The organism is Actinomycetes bacterium (assembly GCA_035506535.1).
Classification (GTDB): domain Bacteria; phylum Actinomycetota; class Actinomycetes; order DATJPE01; family DATJPE01; genus DATJPE01.
Window position 1 is genome coordinate 1 of record DATJPE010000049.1, and the last position, 15,905, is coordinate 15,905.

The window sequence follows — 15,905 nt, forward strand, 5'->3', positions numbered from 1 at the left end:
TCCGGCCGAGCATCCGGCCCCGGACGTGCGACGACCCCCGCCGGGGGGGAGAGCGGGGGTCGTCACCACGATCCGGGCCCGGGGGGGAGGGGTCGGACCGTGGGCGTCGACGTAGGACGTCGACGTCACCATCGTGTACCCGGACGGCCACTCTCGGCAAACCCCCGAGGGGTCCTCCATTCGGGTGAACCTTCACGCAGAGTGTCCGTACGACCTCGGTTCACCGTGCCGTCCTAGCATCGTCGGGTGCCCCACCTGCCCGCCGCGTTCTTCGACCTCGACAAGACCATCATCGCTCGGTCGAGCACCCTGGCTTTCAGCCGGCCGTTCGGGCGGGCGGGGTTGTTGAACCGCCGCGCGGTGCTGCGCAGCGCGTACGCGCAGCTCGTCTACGTCATGAACGGCGCCGACCACGACCAGCTCGAGCGGATGCGCGCCTACCTCTCGGAGATGGTCGCCGGCTGGGAGGTCGAGCAGGTGCGCGGGATCGTGGCCGAGACCCTGCACGACATGATCGACCCGATGGTCTTCGCCGAGGCGAGCGACCTCATCGAGCAGCACCGGCAGGCCGGGCACGCCGTCGTCATCGTCAGCTCGAGCGGGTCGGAGGTCGTCGAGCCCATCGGGGAGATGCTCGGGGCCGACCAGGTGATCGCCACCCAGATGGTGATCGAGGACGGCCGCTACACCGGCGAGGTCTCCTTCTATGCCTACGGCCCGATGAAGGCGGAGGCGATGCGGGCGCTGGCGCAGGAGAAGGGGTACGACCTCGCGGCGTCCTACGCCTACAGCGACTCCTTCACCGACCTGCCGATGCTCGAGGCGGTCGGCCACCCGTACGCAGTCAACCCCGACCGCGCGCTGCGCAAGGCGGCGGCCGAGCGCGGCTGGCCGGTGCTGTCCTTCGCCCGGCCGGTCGCGTTGCGCCGCCGCTTCCCCGGTGCGGACGCCTCCACGCCGCAGAAGGCCGCGGCCGTGGCCGTCGTCGGGGCGGCCACCGCCGGCTTGGTCTGGTACGCCCGCCGGCGCATCGTCCGCGTGCGCTGATCGGCGACCGACACGCCGTTCGGGGGTTCCCTTCGCGGGTGGTTCGGCGTATCAAGGCCTGCACGGGCCGTCAGGTTCGGTCCTTCGAGCCCCACTCCCGGGGGTCGGAGTCCGCACCCGACGGGCCGCCCCGGCAGCCGGGCACCCACGCGGCGATCTGCTCATGTACGGGCCGTCGCGACGGGCTCGACCCGGTCCGACGAACTGACGACTGCACGCTTGGTCACCCGGGCTGACGGGTGCGGACGGCGCCTCCTCCGAGGCGCCGTCCGCTCGTCACCAGGACCTCACCGCCGGTCGCCCTCAGGCCCGCTCGGCGCGCAGCACCTCGGTGCGGGCGATGTCCGCACCCCGGGCGAGCGCCTCTGCGCAGTGCACCAACCAGCGACGCACCCCCTCAGCGGTCCCCGTGGCGTAGGCGGCCTGCGCGGCGGCGTACTCCGCGCGTCCCATCCGCAGGTGTCCCTCCTCGGGAACGGCGAGGGCCGACGGGTCCACACCGCGCGCCACGAGCACGCAGCGCGACACCAGTCGGGCGACGACGCCGGAGGTGGCCCCGAAGATCCGACCATCCAGGATCTCCGCGTGCGCCACCGCCGCGGCCACCAGCGCCGGGGACCGCGTCGGCGCGGCCAGGAGTCCGACCAGCGCCTCCAGCCGCCTGGCGGCGGCGTCGTCCACCGGCCGCCCCGGCGGGGCGGGATCGTCGATCCCGGCGACCGCGCGTACGTGCATGCGCGCGAGCGCCTGCCCGGGCGCGGTCGCGAACGCGTCCGCAAGCCCGCCGATCTCGGCGTAGAGCCCGAGGACGTTGCGTGAGAGCGGGTCGGGCAGGGGGGCCACGAACGCATCGAGTGCGCCCGCGCGGTCCTCGAGCGCGACCGAGGCCCAGGCCGAGCGCCGCAGGGACTCGGCGGAGACCGACGCCGCCCGGGCACGGTTCGCGGGCACACGGGACTCGCGGCGCAGCGAGTCCACCGACGCCCGGGCGGCCTCTATCGTCTCGAACACCCCGTCCAGCAGGGCGAGGGCAGCCAGGGGATCCGGCGAGTCGCTCACCGCAGGATCCTGTCCGCTCGGCTGCGCGAAAGGCGGCAAACGGACCGAACCGGCTCGGCGGATGGTTGGCTGAGCCCGAGCAGCGGCACGGCCCCGACGAGAGGTGCGACATGAGCGAGGAGACCCTGTCCAACCTGTTGCACGAGGCGCGCCGGTTCCCGCCGACTCCCGAGTTCGCCGCCGCCGCGAACGTCGACGCCGGCTGGTACGAGCGCGCCGACCGGGACCGCCCGGCGTTTTGGGCCGAGCAGGCGGGCCGGCTGGACTGGGACGAGCCGTGGACGGAGGTCCTGGACTGGACGAACCCGCCGTTCGCGAAGTGGTTCGTCGGCGGGAAGCTCAACGTCGCGGTGAACTGCGTCGACCGCCACGTCGCCGCCGGGCTCGGGGACCGCGTCGCCTACCACTGGGAGGGCGAGCCGGGCGACCGGCGCACCATCACCTACGCCGACCTGCACCGGATGGTCTGCCAAGCGGCGAACGCGCTGACCGAGCTCGGGGTCCGCACCGGCGACCGGGTCGCGATCTACATGCCCATGCTGCCCGAGACGGTGGTCGCCATGCTCGCCTGCGCCCGGCTCGGGGCGCCGCACACGGTCGTCTTCGGCGGGTTCTCCTCCGAGGCGCTGCGCAGCCGCATCCTCGACTGCGGTGCCACCGCGGTGATCACGGCGGACGGCGGGTACCGGCGCGGCTCCGCGTTCGCCCTCAAGCCGCAGGTGGACGAGGCGCTGGAGGACTGCCCCGAGGTCCACCACGTGCTCGTGGTACGGCGTACCGGCCAGGACGTCTCCTGGACCAAGGACCGCGACGTGTGGTGGCACGAGCTCGTGGATGCCCAGCCAGCCGTCCACGATGCGGAGCCGATGGACGCCGAGCACCCGCTGTTCGTCATGTACACCTCGGGCACCACCGCGAAGCCGAAGGGGATCCTGCACACCTCCGGCGGCTATCTCACGCAGGCCTCGTTCACCCACTGGGAGGTCTTCGACCTCAAGGCCGGGAGCGACGTCTGGTGGTGCGCCGCCGATATCGGATGGGTCACCGGGCACAGCTACATCGTGTACGGCCCGCTCTCCAACGCCGCCACCTCGGTGATGTACGAGGGCACCCCCGACACCCCGACCCGAGACCGGTGGTGGCAGATCGTCGCGCGGTACGGCGTCACGCTGCTCTACACCGCCCCGACGACGATCCGGACCTTCATGAAGTGGGGTCCGGAGCTGCCCGCTGCGCACGACCTGTCCTCGCTGCGCCTGCTCGGCAGCGTCGGCGAACCGATCAACCCGGAGGCCTACATCTGGTACCGCCACCACATCGGCGGTGACCGAACCCCGGTCGTGGACACGTGGTGGCAGACCGAGACCGGCGCCATCATGGTCAGCCCGCTGCCCGGAGTGACCTCGGGCAAGCCGGGCGCCGCGATGCGGCCGCTGCCGGGGATCGCGGCCGACGTCGTCGACGACGCTGGCCGCTCGGTTCCCGACGGGGCCGGCGGCTACCTCGTGCTCGAGGAGCCGTGGCCGGGCATGCTGCGCACGATCTGGGGGGACGACGCCCGCTACGTGGAGACGTACTGGTCTCGCTTCCCGGCCCGCTACTTCGCCGGCGACGGCGCGAAGAAGGACGCGGACGGCGACTTCTGGCTGCTGGGTCGCGTCGATGACGTCATGCTCGTCTCGGGCCACAACATCTCGACCACCGAGGTGGAGTCGGCGCTCGTGTCGCACCCGGCCGTCGCTGAGGCCGCCGTCGTCGGGGCGAGCGACCCGGTGACCGGCCAGGGGATCGTCGCCTTCGTCATCGTCCGCAGCGGCGTCGAGCACGCCGAGGGCGACGCCTTCGTCCAGGAGCTGCGTCAGCACGTCAGCCACGAGATCGGCGCCATCGCCAAGCCGCGCCAGATCATGGTGGTGGCCGAGCTGCCCAAGACCCGCTCCGGGAAGATCATGCGCCGGCTGCTGCGGGACGTCGCGGAGCATCGCGAGCTGGGCGACGTCACCACCCTCGCCGACCCCACGGTGATGGGACTGATCGCCTCGGGGCTCGACGCCTCGGGCGAGGAATGACCGGCAGGCCCGTTGGCCGAGCAACCGCAGCTGCCCGCACCCGAGCCGCCCGAGGTCGCCCGACGTGACCGCCCGTTCGTGCTCGAGGCGCTTCGTCAGGAGACCGTCGGCGGGCTGATCCTCGGTCTGGCCACCGTCGTCGCCCTGGTCTGGGCGAACTCGCCCTGGCAGGCCTCCTATGTGGCGTTTCGCGACCACGAGGTCGGTCCCGAGGTCCTCGGCCTGCACATGTCGCTCCAGGAGTGGGCGGCCGACGGGCTGCTGTGCGTGTTCTTCTTCGTCGCCGGTCTCGAGCTCAAGCGCGAGGTGACCGTGGGGTCCCTCGCCCGGCCCGCCCAGGCGGTGCTGCCGATCGTGGCCGCGGTCTGCGGCATGACGGTCCCGGCGCTGATCTTCCTCGCAGTGACCGCCGGCGACCCGCGGGCGGAGCGGGGCTGGGCCGTGCCCACCGCCACCGACCTCGCCTTCTGCCTCGCGGTGCTCGCCGTGACCGGCCAGGCGATCCCGGGCTCCCTGAGAGCCTTCCTGCTCACCCTCGCTGTCGTCGACGACTTCCTGGCCATCATCCTCATCGCCGTGCTCTTCTCCTCGGGGCTGCAGCCGTGGTGGCTGCTCTGGGCGGTGGCGGGCGCGGCGGTCTACGGCCTGCTCCAGCACCGTCACGTCGACGCCTGGCCCGTCCTGCTGGCGGTGGCGGTCGCGGTCTGGCTCTGCACGCAGGCCTCCGGGGTCCACCCCACCGTCATGGCCGTGGTCCTGGGGCTGCTCACCCGGGTAGGACCCGCCCCCTCACCCGTCGAGCGCTTCGAGCACGCCCTGCGGCCCTTCTCTGCCGGGCTGGCCGTGCCCGCGTTCGCGCTGCTCAGCGTCGGCATCCCGCTCTCGCTGGCCTCGCTGGGCTCGGCGCTGACCGACCGGGCCGCGGTCGGAGTGATCGTGGCCAGGGTGCTCGGCAAGGCCATCGGGGTCTTCGGGGGCGCGTGGCTGGTCGTCCGCTTCACCCGCGCCCGGCTCGCTCCGGACCTCGCCTGGGCGGACCTGTTCGCGCTGGCCACGCTGACCGGGATCGGCTTCACCGTACCGCTCCTGGTGAGCAGCGAGGCCTACGGCGTCGGCACCCCGCGCGACCGGGCCGTCACCGCAGCCGTGCTGGTCTCCGCCCTGGTCGCGGCCACCTTGGCGTCGGTCCTCCTCCGTCGACGGCACCGCCACTACGCCGCGCGGGGCGACGGTCCGGCATGATCAGGGGCTGCGGCATCCGATGCCCGCCCGTCACGAGGAGCCCGACCGATGACCACGACCAGCCAGCCCCGCCTGTCGGAGCTCGTGGCGAGCGCCACGAAGGACGTCCAGACCCTCATCCGCGGCGAGATCCAGCTCGCCAAGGCGGAGGTCACCGGCGCGGTCAAGACCGCCGGCACCGGGATCGGCCTCGCGGTCAGCGCCCTCGAGGTCGTCCTCTTCGCCGTGCTGCTGTTCGCCTTCGCCCTCGCCTTCGGCATCGACGAGGCCCTCAACTGGCCGCTGTGGAGCGGGTTCGCGATCGTGGGCCTGCTGCTCGTCATCCTGGCGGCCGTCCTCGGCCTGCTTGGCCTGCGTAAGGCCAAGCAGGTGCGCGGACCCGAGCAGACGATGCTCGAGGCGAACAAGACCATGGAGGCGCTCGCCGACCGCTCCGGGAAGGGCTACGAGGCGGGCCTGGTCGACCGCGACCTCTGACCCTCAGCGCGCGCAGGCCCCGGTCGCCACCGGGGTCGTCGCGCTGCGCCCGGCGGCGAGCGCGGGCGCGACCGCCTTCGCGGTCAGGGCATATCCGGTCTGCGGGTCGTCCAGGGAGGCCGCGAACACCAGGCCGAGCACCGATCCGGACGGCGACAGCAGCGGACCGCCGCTGTTGCCCTCGCGGACGCTCGCCCGCAGGCTGTAGACCTCGCGGCGAGCCCCCGGACGGCCGTGGATGTCGCGACCCACGGCCACGAGCACCCCGCGCACGCGGGCGGGGGTCGTCGCGAGCGGACCGTCCTCGGGGAAGCCCGCGACAACGGCGGCGTCGCCCCGGCCGGCGGTCCCGGCGAAGCTCAGCGGTGCGGCCGACATCCCGTGGACGTCGAGGACCGCGACGTCGGTCCGGGGGTCGAGCACGACCACGTCGGCATCCAGGCCGCGCCCCACACCCTCGACGTACACACGGACGCGGTCCGACCCGGCCACGACGTGCGCGTTGGTCATCACCCGCCCCGCCGAGACGACGAAGCCGGAGCCCTCGAGGCTCGCATGGCAGGCGCGCGCGTCGGAGACGACCTTGACCACGGAGGCCTCGGCGGCCCGCACGCCCGGCTCCGACGCGGTGGTGGGATCGGGCGGTGCGACGGGCGCGATGCGCTCGATGGCGTCCCCGAACACCGACGGGAAGCCGGAGTCGGCGACCAGCCCGGCGAAGGCGGACACGAAAGCCTGCGGCGAGACTGGAACCGCCTCGCCCACGAGACGGACCACGGTCGAGTCGTGCATCGACTCGCTGAACGGCAGCGAGGGGCTGTCCCCCGCCGCCTCGCCGAGGAGCCAGGCGGACAGGCACACGAGGACACCGGCCCCGATCGCGCCGAGAGTCCGGTCCACCTGCCGGCTGGGGCCGTGGGACAGGGCCGCGCGCAGCGAGCGCCCGGCGAAGGACGCCAGGCTCTGCACGAGGGCGGCGACGAACAGCACCAGCGCGAGCGCGGTGCCCGCCCGCAGCAACCCAGGCTCCAGGCCGCCGAGCAGGTGCGGGACGAGCGTCAGCCCGAGCACCACGCCGAGCAGGAAGCCCCCGAAGGAGAACGCGGAGACCATGAGCCCCTGCTGGTAGCCCGCCCACACGAAGAGCGGTAGCAGGACGAGGACGACGATGTCGAAGCCGGTCACGGGGTGCCGCTTCCCGTCCCCGGGGCGGGTGTCGCGGAGCCGGACAGGCCCAGCTGGTCCAGGTCCTCGACGATCGCGCGGTCCCAGGGACGTTCCCACCCGCCGAGCGCGAGGATCCGGTCGAGCAGGCCGCCGGTAAATCCCCACACCGTCATCCCGGCCACCCGGAACGCCGGCCCGACCCAGCCGCTCGGATAGCGGATCCGCAACCGGTTCGCCGGGTCGACGAGGTCTGCGAGGGGAACCCGGTGCACCGCCGCGACCTCCGCGGGGTCGACCGGCGCGACGGCGGAGGGCTCGCGCCACCAGGCCAGAACCGGCGTGACCAGATAGGAGGACACGGGCAGGTGCAGCTCGGGCAGGACCGCGAACACCTCGACACCGCCCACCCGGACCCCGGTCTCCTCGGCCGCCTCGCGCAGCGCTGCACCGACCGGCCCGTCGTCCTCCGGGTCGAGTGCGCCCCCCGGGAACGCGGGCTGTCCCGCGTGGGCGCGCAGCTGGTGGGCCCGCTCGATCAGCAGGACGTCACCGTGGCCCGGTCGGCGCTCGCCGAAGAGCACCAGCACGGCCGCATCGCGAGTCTCGCCCTGCGGCATGGGCGGCACCCGGAAGCGCACCCGCGCCGCCACGTCGGGCGCAGCCGCCCGGTCCGCGAGCGGACGAAGCCACTCGGGCAGCGCGCTCACGAGCCGTCCTTGACCAGTTTGGCCGCGGCGACCGGGTCGGTCTCCCCGACCCCGAAGGAGGGGCACCAGTGCGCCACCGGACAGGCGCCGCAGGCGGCCCGGCGCGCGTGGCAGCGCCGGCGGCCGTGGAAGATGAGACGGTCGCTCAGCAGGGTCCAGTCCTTGCGAGGGAACAGCGCGGCCAGGTCGGCCTCGATGCGGATCGGGTCGTTCTCGCTCGTCCAGCCCAGACGGCGGGACAGTCGCGCGACGTGAGTGTCGACGGTGATCCCCGGGATACCGAAGGCGTGGCCGAGCACGACGTTCGCCGTCTTGCGCCCGACCCCGGGCAGGGTGACGAGGTCGGCCAACCGGCCCGGGACCTCACCCCCGAAGCGGTCGCACAGTTCCTGGCCGAGGCCCATGAGGCTGCTCGCCTTGGCGCGGAAGAAACCGGTGCTCATGATCATCGACTCGAGCTCCGCCCGGTCCGCGGCGGCGTACTCGGCGGCACTCGGGTAGCGCGCGAACAGTGCCGGGGTCACCTGGTTGACCCGCTTGTCGGTGCACTGAGCCGACAGGATCGTCGCGACCAGCAGCTCCAGCGGCGTGGTGAAGTCCAGCTCGCAGCGGGCGTCCGGATAGGCCTCGGCGAGCGCCCGGTGCGTTCGGCGCGCACGGCGCACCAGCGCCGTCCGGGTCTGTTCCGGAGCGCTGCGCGAACGCGCCGCCGCCACCACGTGCGCCAGCGTACGTGGGGGCGTCGAACGCCACCGGAGGCGCGATGCGCCAACAGGGTGCCACCGTCCGGGTGACTCCCCGTGAGCGCGTCTCAAGCAGCTGCCCGGCGGGGTCGAACCTCGCCTCGTCGGCAGGAGTTCCGGCGCACACGGACAGTCACGGGGAAGGAGCGTCGGCGGTGGTCGAGGCGACGACGGCTCGGGCGGTGGAATCGCCGGCCCGGACCCGGGCGGGCGCTCGCCCCAAGCCGCAGCGCAACCCGGAGTTCGCTCACCTGACGCTCACCGCGCTGCGCGCCTACCGCCTCTCGCTCTCGCGCGAGGAGTCGCGCGTCTCGTACTGGCGCCGGCTGATCCAGGCCCGCCTGGACGTGCTGGAGGCACAGGCCTCGGACGTGCCCGGCTCGGTGGCCGCCCGCGGGATCGCGCGGGACAGCGACCGCGTCGAGCGACTGCGCGGCGTCCTGGCGGAGGTCCGGCCGGTGGACGGGCGGACCGCCCTGCTGTCCACCTCGGTCGACGACGTGCTGCCGCTCCCCGACCTCGAGGAGCTCTGGTCGCGCGAGGTCCACGCCGACGACGAGGACCAGGTACGCGCGCTGCGCACCGACCTCGCCGTCGCTGAGCTGCAGCTGTCGGCCTACCGGGGCGCGCTGCACCGGCAGCTGGGCGCGGCGACCGCGGAGCTCGTGGCCCGCTACCACGAGGACCCTCAGCTGTGCCTGTCTGCGCTTCCCTTCCGCTGAGCGGCGCTCGCTGCGGCAGGATGCGGGACAGCACCCGCACCGCCTGACCGAGAACCCGGGACGGCGGCTTCCTCGAGGCGGTCCCGCATGCCCGAACGCTCGCTGTCCCGCACCGCGCTGTTCGCGGCCCTCGACGAGGAGGCGGCCGAGTCGCTTCGCGCCTCGATGACCCAGGTCGACGTCGACAAGGGCAACGTGCTCTTCTCCGAGGGCGAGCCCGGTGACCGCCTCTTCCTCATCGTCGACGGCAAGATCAAGCTCGGCGCCTCCTCCAGCGATGGCCGGGAGACGCTGCTCGGTGTCCTCGGGCCGGGGGAGATGTTCGGCGAGCTGAGCCTGTTCGATCCCGGCCAGCGCACCTCCACCGCGACCGCGCTCACCAGGGCCACCCTGATCGGTCTCGGGCACGACGACCTGATGCCCTGGCTGCGCGAGCGCCCCGAGGTGGCGGCGGCCCTGCTCCAGGCGCTGGCCCAGCGCCTGCGCCGGACCAACGAGGCGATGGCCGACCTGGTCTTCCGCGACGTGCCGGGACGGGTCGCCAAGGCACTGCTCGACCTCGCCGGCAAGTTCGGCACCCCTCAGCCCGACGGCGGGATCCTCGTCACCCACGACCTCACCCAGGAGGAGCTCGCCCAGCTCGTCGGCGCGTCGCGGGAGACGGTGAACAAGGCCCTCGCGGACTTCCAGAACCGGGGGTGGATCCGGGTCGAGCAGCGCTCGGTCCTGCTCGTCGACCTGGAGCGCCTGGACCGGCGGGCGCACTGATCCAGGGCTGCGCAGCTTCAGCTCAGCGCCCTCACGTCTGCGCGCCGCCCAGCTGGGCCAGATAGGCGAGCGCCGCGCGGACAGTGGCGGTGGCCGCCGGCCACAGCGCGCGGTCGACGTCGGCGTAGACGACCTCGACGACCTCGGCAGGCGTACGCGCTCCCGCTCGCACGGCGCCGGCGACCTGGGCCAGCCGCTCCTCCCGGTGGGCCCGGTAGGCGCGCAGCACCCCGACAGGATCGTCGAGCACCGGCCCGTGGCCCGGGAGCAGCCGGGCCGCGTCGGAGGCGGTGCACACGACCAGCAGCCGGTCGAGGGACTCCAAGTACGGGCCCAGGCGCCCGTCCGGGTAGGCGACGACGGACGAACCGCGTCCGAGCACCGTGTCGCCGGTGAGCAGGTCAGGGCCGCGTCCCCCCGCGGCGTCGAGCAGGAAGCACAGCGAGTCCGCCGTGTGCCCCGGCGTGGCCACGACACGGACGACGACACCGGCGGCGGCCAGCACGTCGCCGTCGGCGAGCCCCTCGGCGCCCAGGCGGTGCGCCGGGTCGAGCGCGCGGACCCCGGGGACGGGACCGCGGGAGGCGGCCGCCGCGGCGAAGGCGACCGCCCCCTCCGCGTGGTCGGGGTGGCCGTGGGTGAGCAGCACCGCGGCCACCCGGCGGGCGTCGACCGCGGAGAGGACGGCGTCCCGGTGGGCCGGCAGGTCGGGCCCCGGGTCGACGACGATGCACTCCGGCGCGCCGGCGTCGCCGAGGACCCACGTGTTCGTCCCGTCCAGGGTCATCGGCGAGGGGTTCGGGGCCAGCACGCACGTCGCGTACGGCGTCACCGCGCCACCCGCCCACGGCCGGTCCGCACCGCCCGGGAGGACGTACCGCCCGCTCACGAGCCCGATGCTACGAAACACTCGCGTCACCCACGCGAACGCAACCTTCACTAGCCTGGCTTCGGGACGCTGCCGCTGGGGGGCGCGATGAACCGGTTCACGATCGACGAGCTGGCGGCGCGGACGGGGATGACGGTGCGCAACATCCGCGCGTTCCAGTCCCGGCACCTGCTGCCCGCCCCGGTCTGGCAGGGTCGCAGCAACCTCTACGACGAGTCCCACGTCGAGCGCATCGAACTGGTCCGACGCCTCCAGGACGAGGGCTTCACCCTGGAGTCGGTGCGCACGCTCATCGAGCGCGGCGAGGAGTTCACCGCGGAGGTCGCGCGGCTGCGCGAGGGGTTGGCGCCCGCCGACGTCGACGGCGACCCCGAGTGGATCCCGATGACCGAGCAGGCACTGCGGATCGCGGTGCGCGACTCCGCGCAGTCCGTGGAGCGACTGGTCCAGACCGGGGTGCTGCGCCTGGACGAGGAGGGCCAGCTGTGGGTCCGCCCCGACTTCGGCGTCCGGTGGCGGCTGCTCGAGCTGGGCCTCGGCCCGGACGAGCTGGCCGATCTCGTCGAGCTGGTCGAGCGGCGCGCCCGCTCGTTGGGCCGGGCCCTCGCCGGCCACCTGTCGGGGCTGCCCGGATCGCCGGCGCCCGGCGAGCTGGCCGGGCTGGCGGCACGGCTCACGACCGAGGCCCTGACGCCGGCCCTGCGCGAGGAGCTGGACCGAGCGCCGCGACAGAGGGCCACCCGTGGCGTGACACGTCCGGCCGGGCGCGGCAGCGAGGACTAGTGCCCTTCGTCCGAGGACACGGAGGTCAGCGGACCTCGACGACCAGGTCGATCTCGACCGGTGCGTCGAGCGGGAGCACCGCGACCCCGACCGCCGAGCGGGCGTGGACCCCGGAGTCCCCGAACGCCGCCTGCAGCAGCTCGCTCGCCCCGTTGACCACGCCGGGCTGGCCGGTGAAGTCGGGCGCCGAGGCGACGTACCCGACGAGCTTGACGACCCGTACCACCGCGCCGAGCTCGCCCACCTCGGCGCGCACCGCCGCCAGGGCGTTGAGCGCACAGGTCGCGGCGAGCTCCTTGGCCTGCTCGGGGCTGACCTCGGAGCCGACCTTGCCGGTCACGGCGAGCGCACCGGACACCATCGGCAGCTGGCCCGAGGTGTAGACGTAGCTGCCGGTACGCACCGCGGGGACGTACGCCGCCACCGGACGGGCGACCTCGGGCAGCGGGCGGCCGAGATCGGCGAGGCGCTCCTCGGGGGTCACGACGTCGCCCGCTTCAGGTACGCGACCAGCTGCTCGGAGCTCGGACCGGGGACCACCTGGACCAGCTCCCAGCCGTCGGAGCCCCAGGTGTCGAGGATCTGCTTGGTGGCGTGGACGAGCAGCGGAACCGTCGCGTACTCCCACGTCTGTCGTGGCGTGCCGCCCTGGGTGGTCGTCATGGGGTGAAGGCTAGGGCGTGACGCGCGGGCCCGCCCCGTAGGGTCTGGCGTCATGGCCAGGCCGAAGGACGCCCCGTCCAAAGACTGGCCCGACGTGCGCCTGCACGTGGTCACCGGCAAGGGCGGCACGGGGAAGACGACGGCCGCCGGGGCGCTCGCCCTTGCCCTGGCCTCCGGCGGCGGGCGGGTCCTCATCGTCGAGGTGGAGGGCCGGCAGGGCCTTGCCCAGCTGTTCGACACGCCACCGCTCGGCTACGCCGAGGAGCGGCTGGCGCCGGCACCCGAGGGCGGCGAGGTCTTCGGCCTCGCCGTCGACCCCGAGGACGCGCTGCTGGAGTACCTCGAGCTGTTCTATCGGATGCGCAGCGCCGGCCGGCTGCTCGACCGCTTCGGCGTGGTCGACTTCGCGACGACGATCGCCCCCGGGCTGCGCGACGTGCTGCTGACGGGCAAGGTCTACGAGGCGGTGGGCAAGCGCCGCGCCGGACGGCGGGAGTACGACGCCGTCGTCCTGGACGCTCCGCCGACCGGACGCATCGCGCGCTTCCTCAACGTCAACAGCGAGGTCGCCGGCCTCGCGAAGGTAGGGCCCATCCGCAGCCAGGCCGACTCGATCATGGGGCTGCTGCGCTCCCGCCGCACGGCCATCCACGTCGTGACGCTGCTCGAGGAGATGCCCGTGCAGGAGACGGTGGACGCGGTGGCGGAGCTGGCCGAGATCGGCCTGCCGGTCGGCGGCATCGTCCTCAACATGCTGCGCTCGGCCCCGCTCCGACCCACCGACCTCGCGGCCGCGGCCAAGGACGCCCTGCCGCGGGCGGAGGTCCTGGCCGGGCTCGGCGCCGCCGGGGTCGAGGCCACGCCCGAGACGGTCGCGGTGCTCCTGGAGGAGGCCCGCGAGGCGGCCGAGCGCGCCGCGCTCGAGCGGCGGGAGCGCCGGCGGGTCTCGGCGCTCGGACGGCCGATGTACGCGCTGCCGCTGCTCGCCGACGGCATGGACCTCGGCGGGCTGCAGGACCTCGCCGCCGAGCTCGCCGCCCAGGGGGCGGCGTGAGGAGGTGGAGGCGATGAGCCCGGCGCGCCGGTCTCGGGCCGTGCCCACACCGCTGCCGGCACCGGTCCCGCAGACCCTCGACGTCGACGCCATCCTCGATGACCCGACCGTGCGGATCGTCGTGTGCTGCGGATCCGGGGGGGTCGGCAAGACGACGGCCGCCGCCGCGCTCGGCGTACGCGCCGCGGAGCGCGGGCGCCGGACGGTGGTCCTGACCATCGACCCCGCCCGTCGGCTGGCGCAGTCCCTGGGTCTGACCAGCCTGGAGAACGAGCCCCGAGCGGTGCGCGGCGTCGACACGTCGGCGGGAGGACGCCTCGACGCGATGATGCTCGACATGAAGCGGACCTTCGACGAGGTCGTGACGGCGCACGCCGATGAGGTCAAGGCCCAGCAGATCTTCGCGAACCCCTTCTACCAGTCCCTGTCCTCCTCCTTCGCCGGCACCCAGGAGTACATGGCGATGGAGAAGCTGGGCCAGCTGCGCGCGCGGGCCGACGCGGAGGGCACCTGGGACCTCATCGTCGTCGACACCCCGCCGTCACGGTCGGCGCTGGACTTCCTCGACGCGCCCAAGCGGCTGGGGTCCTTCCTCGACGGGCGGCTCATCCGCATCCTCATGGCTCCGGCAAAAGCCGGCGGGCGAGCGTACCTGCGCTTCGTCGGCGCCGGGATCGAGCGGGTGACCAACGCCTTGACCAAGGTGCTCGGCGCCCAGGTGCTCAAGGACGTCCAGACCTTCGTGGCCGCCCTCGACACCATGTTCGGCGGGTTCCGTGAACGCGCCGACCAGACCTACGCGCTCCTGCAGGCGCCCGGGACCTCCTTCCTCGTCGTCGCCTCCCCCGAGCCGGACGCGCTTCGCGAGGCGTCGTACTTCGTGGAGCGGCTCGCCGCCGAGCACATGCCGCTGGCCGGGCTCCTCGTCAACCGGCTGCACCACGTCGGGCGTCTGGCGGGGCTGAGCGCCGAGGAGTCCATCGCGGCAGCCGAGCGCCTGGACCGGTTGGGCGGGCATCCCCTGACCTCGGCGCTGCTGCGACAGCACGCCGAACGTGAGCGCCAGGCGATCCGCGAGCGCCACGTCGTCGACCGGTTCGTGGCGGCCCACCCCGACGTCGCGCTCGCCTACGCACCGGCCCAGGCCTCCGACGTGCACGACCTGGCCGGCCTTCGGGCGGTCGCGGCCGCGGTCGCGGCGAACGCGGCTCGGTGAGGGTCGCGGCCGCGACGGCGCTGCCGAGCGGGCTCAGGCGCCCATCGCGGTGATGCCCGAGGGCATGTCGTGCAGGCCCAGGTAGTCGGCCCGGGCCGCCTCCAGCAGGGTCCGCCAGCTCGTCACGTCCGGGCGGCGCCGTAGCAGCGCCCGGCGCTCGCGCTCGGTCATCCCGCCCCAGACCCCGAACTCGACCCGGTTGTCGAGCGCGTCGGCGAGGCACTCGGTCCGGACCGGGCATCCCACGCAGATCGCCTTGGCCCGGTTCTGGGCGGCCCCCTGGACGAACAGGGCGTCGAGGTCGCTGCTGCGGCACGCCGCGCGCGCGCTCCAGTCCTCGCCCCGGTAGCTGTGGCCGTCCATGATCGCCGAAGGTAAAGAAGTGCGCCGCACCCACGACAGGCCCGAATGGTGGATCTCGGAGCCGCCCACCTGGACTATGGACAACGCCTCATGAGTCGCTTTCGGTCACTTCCGTCACACGAAGTGGGCGGCCGCCTGCGTGGCGTGGCCCTGTTGGTCGCTTAGGCTTGAGCGGTGGTGCGTCCTTCCCCGCGTGCCGGCGTGCGCCGTGGCCTGCGTCTGGGTGCCGGTGTCATCCGCCTGCTGCTCTTCGTCGTCGTGGCGGTCACCGCGGGCGTGCTCGTGGCGGGGCTGCTCCTCCCCCTGGTGGGGGGCGCGGGTCTCGCCGCCCGCTCCGCGGCGGACAGCTTCGACAACCTGCCGGAGGCCCTGCGCCAGCCGGTGCTGCCGCAGCAGTCGCGCATCCTGGCCGCCGACGGCTCCACGCTGGCGACCTTCTACACCCAGGACCGCATCGTCGTCCCGCTGTCGAAGATCAGCACGAGGCTGCAGCAGGCGCTGGTCGCCATCGAGGACGCCCGCTTCTACGAGCACAAGGGCATCGACATCAAGGGGCTGCTGCGGGCCTACGTCACCAACCAGCAGGCTGGGGAGACCAAGCAGGGCGGCTCGACGATCACCCAGCAGTACGTCAAGCAGGTGCTGCTCATGACGGCGACGACCGACGCCCAGCGGCAGGCGGCGGTCGCCGACAACTACGGCCGCAAGCTGCGCGAGGCGAAGCTCGCGATCGGCCTGGAGAAGCGCTGGACCAAGCAGCAGATCCTCGCGGCCTACCTCAACATCGTCTTCTTCGGCAACCAGGCGTACGGCGCGGAGGCCGCCTCCGAGGCCTACTTCGGGGTGCACGCCTCGCAGCTGACCTGGGCGCAGGCAGCCACGCTCGCCGGCCTCGTGCAGCAGCCCGGACGGCTCAACCCCCTGATCTTCCCGTCC

The 15,905-nt window shown here is 73.6% G+C and carries 18 protein-coding genes; 10 read left to right on the forward strand and 8 right to left on the reverse strand.

Annotation, left to right across the window (positions count from 1 at the left end; all coding sequences use genetic code 11):
• The first annotated feature begins 246 nt into the window (after window positions 1–246).
• Entirely contained in the window at window positions 247–1,047 is an 801-nt protein-coding gene (locus VMI11_07350) for an HAD-IB family hydrolase (GenBank protein ID HTY72229.1), read from the forward strand.
• 303 nt (window positions 1,048–1,350) lie between these two features.
• Here the strand turns inward: VMI11_07350 and VMI11_07355 are convergent, their stop codons facing one another.
• Window positions 1,351–2,106: an oxidoreductase gene (locus VMI11_07355; GenBank protein HTY72230.1), complete on the reverse strand. Its 756-nt coding sequence runs from the start codon at window positions 2,104–2,106 to the stop codon at window positions 1,351–1,353.
• A gap of 110 nt (window positions 2,107–2,216) precedes the next feature.
• Here VMI11_07355 and acs point away from each other — a divergent pair, with 110 nt between their 5' ends.
• The 3 genes from acs to VMI11_07370 are packed head-to-tail and all read left to right on the forward strand — an operon-like array spanning window position 2,217 to window position 5,894.
• Window positions 2,217–4,175 carry an acetate--CoA ligase gene (gene acs / locus VMI11_07360; GenBank protein ID HTY72231.1) on the forward strand — a complete coding sequence of 653 codons (1,959 nt, stop codon included), beginning with the start codon at window positions 2,217–2,219 and terminating at the stop codon, window positions 4,173–4,175.
• Between the two features lie 12 nt (window positions 4,176–4,187).
• Window positions 4,188–5,417 carry a Na+/H+ antiporter NhaA gene (gene nhaA, locus VMI11_07365; protein ID HTY72232.1) on the forward strand — a complete coding sequence of 410 codons (1,230 nt, stop codon included), beginning with the start codon at window positions 4,188–4,190 and terminating at the stop codon, window positions 5,415–5,417.
• 48 nt (window positions 5,418–5,465) lie between these two features.
• Entirely contained in the window at window positions 5,466–5,894 is a 429-nt protein-coding gene (locus VMI11_07370) for a phage holin family protein (GenBank protein HTY72233.1), read from the forward strand.
• 3 nt (window positions 5,895–5,897) lie between these two features.
• Here VMI11_07370 and VMI11_07375 read toward each other — a convergent pair whose 3' ends face one another.
• From VMI11_07375 to nth, 3 genes are read right to left on the reverse strand one after another with little or no spacing between them, the layout of a single operon-like run.
• A complete protein-coding gene (locus tag VMI11_07375; GenBank protein ID HTY72234.1) occupies window positions 5,898–7,079 on the reverse strand; it encodes a MarP family serine protease in 1,182 nt (393 codons plus the stop codon).
• Window positions 7,076–7,768, reverse strand: coding sequence for a CoA pyrophosphatase (locus VMI11_07380; GenBank protein HTY72235.1), 693 nt, complete (start codon window positions 7,766–7,768; stop codon window positions 7,076–7,078). The genes VMI11_07375 and VMI11_07380 overlap by 4 nt, the downstream gene beginning before the upstream one ends.
• A complete protein-coding gene (nth, locus tag VMI11_07385) occupies window positions 7,765–8,487 on the reverse strand; it encodes an endonuclease III (protein ID HTY72236.1) in 723 nt (240 codons plus the stop codon). The genes VMI11_07380 and nth overlap by 4 nt, the downstream gene beginning before the upstream one ends.
• A 179-nt stretch (window positions 8,488–8,666) precedes the next feature.
• Between nth and VMI11_07390 the strand changes: the two genes are divergently transcribed.
• Together VMI11_07390 and VMI11_07395 are read left to right on the forward strand one after the other, a co-directional pair.
• A complete protein-coding gene (locus VMI11_07390; protein ID HTY72237.1) occupies window positions 8,667–9,233 on the forward strand; it encodes a hypothetical protein in 567 nt (188 codons plus the stop codon).
• Window positions 9,234–9,320: 87 nt separating this feature from the next.
• On the forward strand, window positions 9,321–10,001 hold the full coding sequence (locus VMI11_07395) for a Crp/Fnr family transcriptional regulator (GenBank protein ID HTY72238.1): 681 nt from the start codon (window positions 9,321–9,323) through the stop codon (window positions 9,999–10,001).
• A 31-nt stretch (window positions 10,002–10,032) separates the two neighbouring features.
• Here VMI11_07395 and VMI11_07400 read toward each other — a convergent pair whose 3' ends face one another.
• The gene (locus tag VMI11_07400; GenBank protein HTY72239.1) at window positions 10,033–10,833 is read right to left on the reverse strand and encodes an MBL fold metallo-hydrolase; all 801 of its coding nucleotides are present in this window, start codon (window positions 10,831–10,833) and stop codon (window positions 10,033–10,035) included.
• Between the two features lie 144 nt (window positions 10,834–10,977).
• On the opposite strand from VMI11_07400, the gene VMI11_07405 reads away from it, so the two are divergent.
• The gene (locus VMI11_07405) at window positions 10,978–11,673 is read left to right on the forward strand and encodes a MerR family transcriptional regulator (protein ID HTY72240.1); all 696 of its coding nucleotides are present in this window, start codon (window positions 10,978–10,980) and stop codon (window positions 11,671–11,673) included.
• A gap of 25 nt (window positions 11,674–11,698) precedes the next feature.
• Here VMI11_07405 and VMI11_07410 read toward each other — a convergent pair whose 3' ends face one another.
• Complete coding sequence (locus VMI11_07410; GenBank protein ID HTY72241.1) at window positions 11,699–12,157, reverse strand: RidA family protein; 459 nt, start codon at window positions 12,155–12,157, stop codon at window positions 11,699–11,701.
• On the reverse strand, window positions 12,154–12,336 hold the full coding sequence (locus VMI11_07415; protein ID HTY72242.1) for a hypothetical protein: 183 nt from the start codon (window positions 12,334–12,336) through the stop codon (window positions 12,154–12,156). Before VMI11_07415 ends, VMI11_07410 begins: the two co-directional genes overlap by 4 nt.
• Window positions 12,337–12,388: 52 nt before the next feature.
• Between VMI11_07415 and VMI11_07420 the strand changes: the two genes are divergently transcribed.
• Both VMI11_07420 and VMI11_07425 read left to right on the forward strand, forming a co-directional pair.
• Window positions 12,389–13,390 (forward strand): ArsA-related P-loop ATPase, encoded by a 1,002-nt coding sequence (locus tag VMI11_07420; protein HTY72243.1) that lies wholly within the window; start codon window positions 12,389–12,391, stop codon window positions 13,388–13,390.
• Between the two features lie 13 nt (window positions 13,391–13,403).
• Window positions 13,404–14,606 carry an ArsA-related P-loop ATPase gene (locus VMI11_07425; GenBank protein ID HTY72244.1) on the forward strand — a complete coding sequence of 401 codons (1,203 nt, stop codon included), beginning with the start codon at window positions 13,404–13,406 and terminating at the stop codon, window positions 14,604–14,606.
• Window positions 14,607–14,639: 33 nt separating this feature from the next.
• Here the strand turns inward: VMI11_07425 and VMI11_07430 are convergent, their stop codons facing one another.
• On the reverse strand, window positions 14,640–14,969 hold the full coding sequence (locus VMI11_07430) for a WhiB family transcriptional regulator (protein HTY72245.1): 330 nt from the start codon (window positions 14,967–14,969) through the stop codon (window positions 14,640–14,642).
• A 174-nt stretch (window positions 14,970–15,143) separates the two neighbouring features.
• On the opposite strand from VMI11_07430, the gene VMI11_07435 reads away from it, so the two are divergent.
• Window positions 15,144–15,905 (forward strand): biosynthetic peptidoglycan transglycosylase (locus VMI11_07435; GenBank protein ID HTY72246.1); only part of this gene is annotated, 762 nt, incomplete at its 3' end.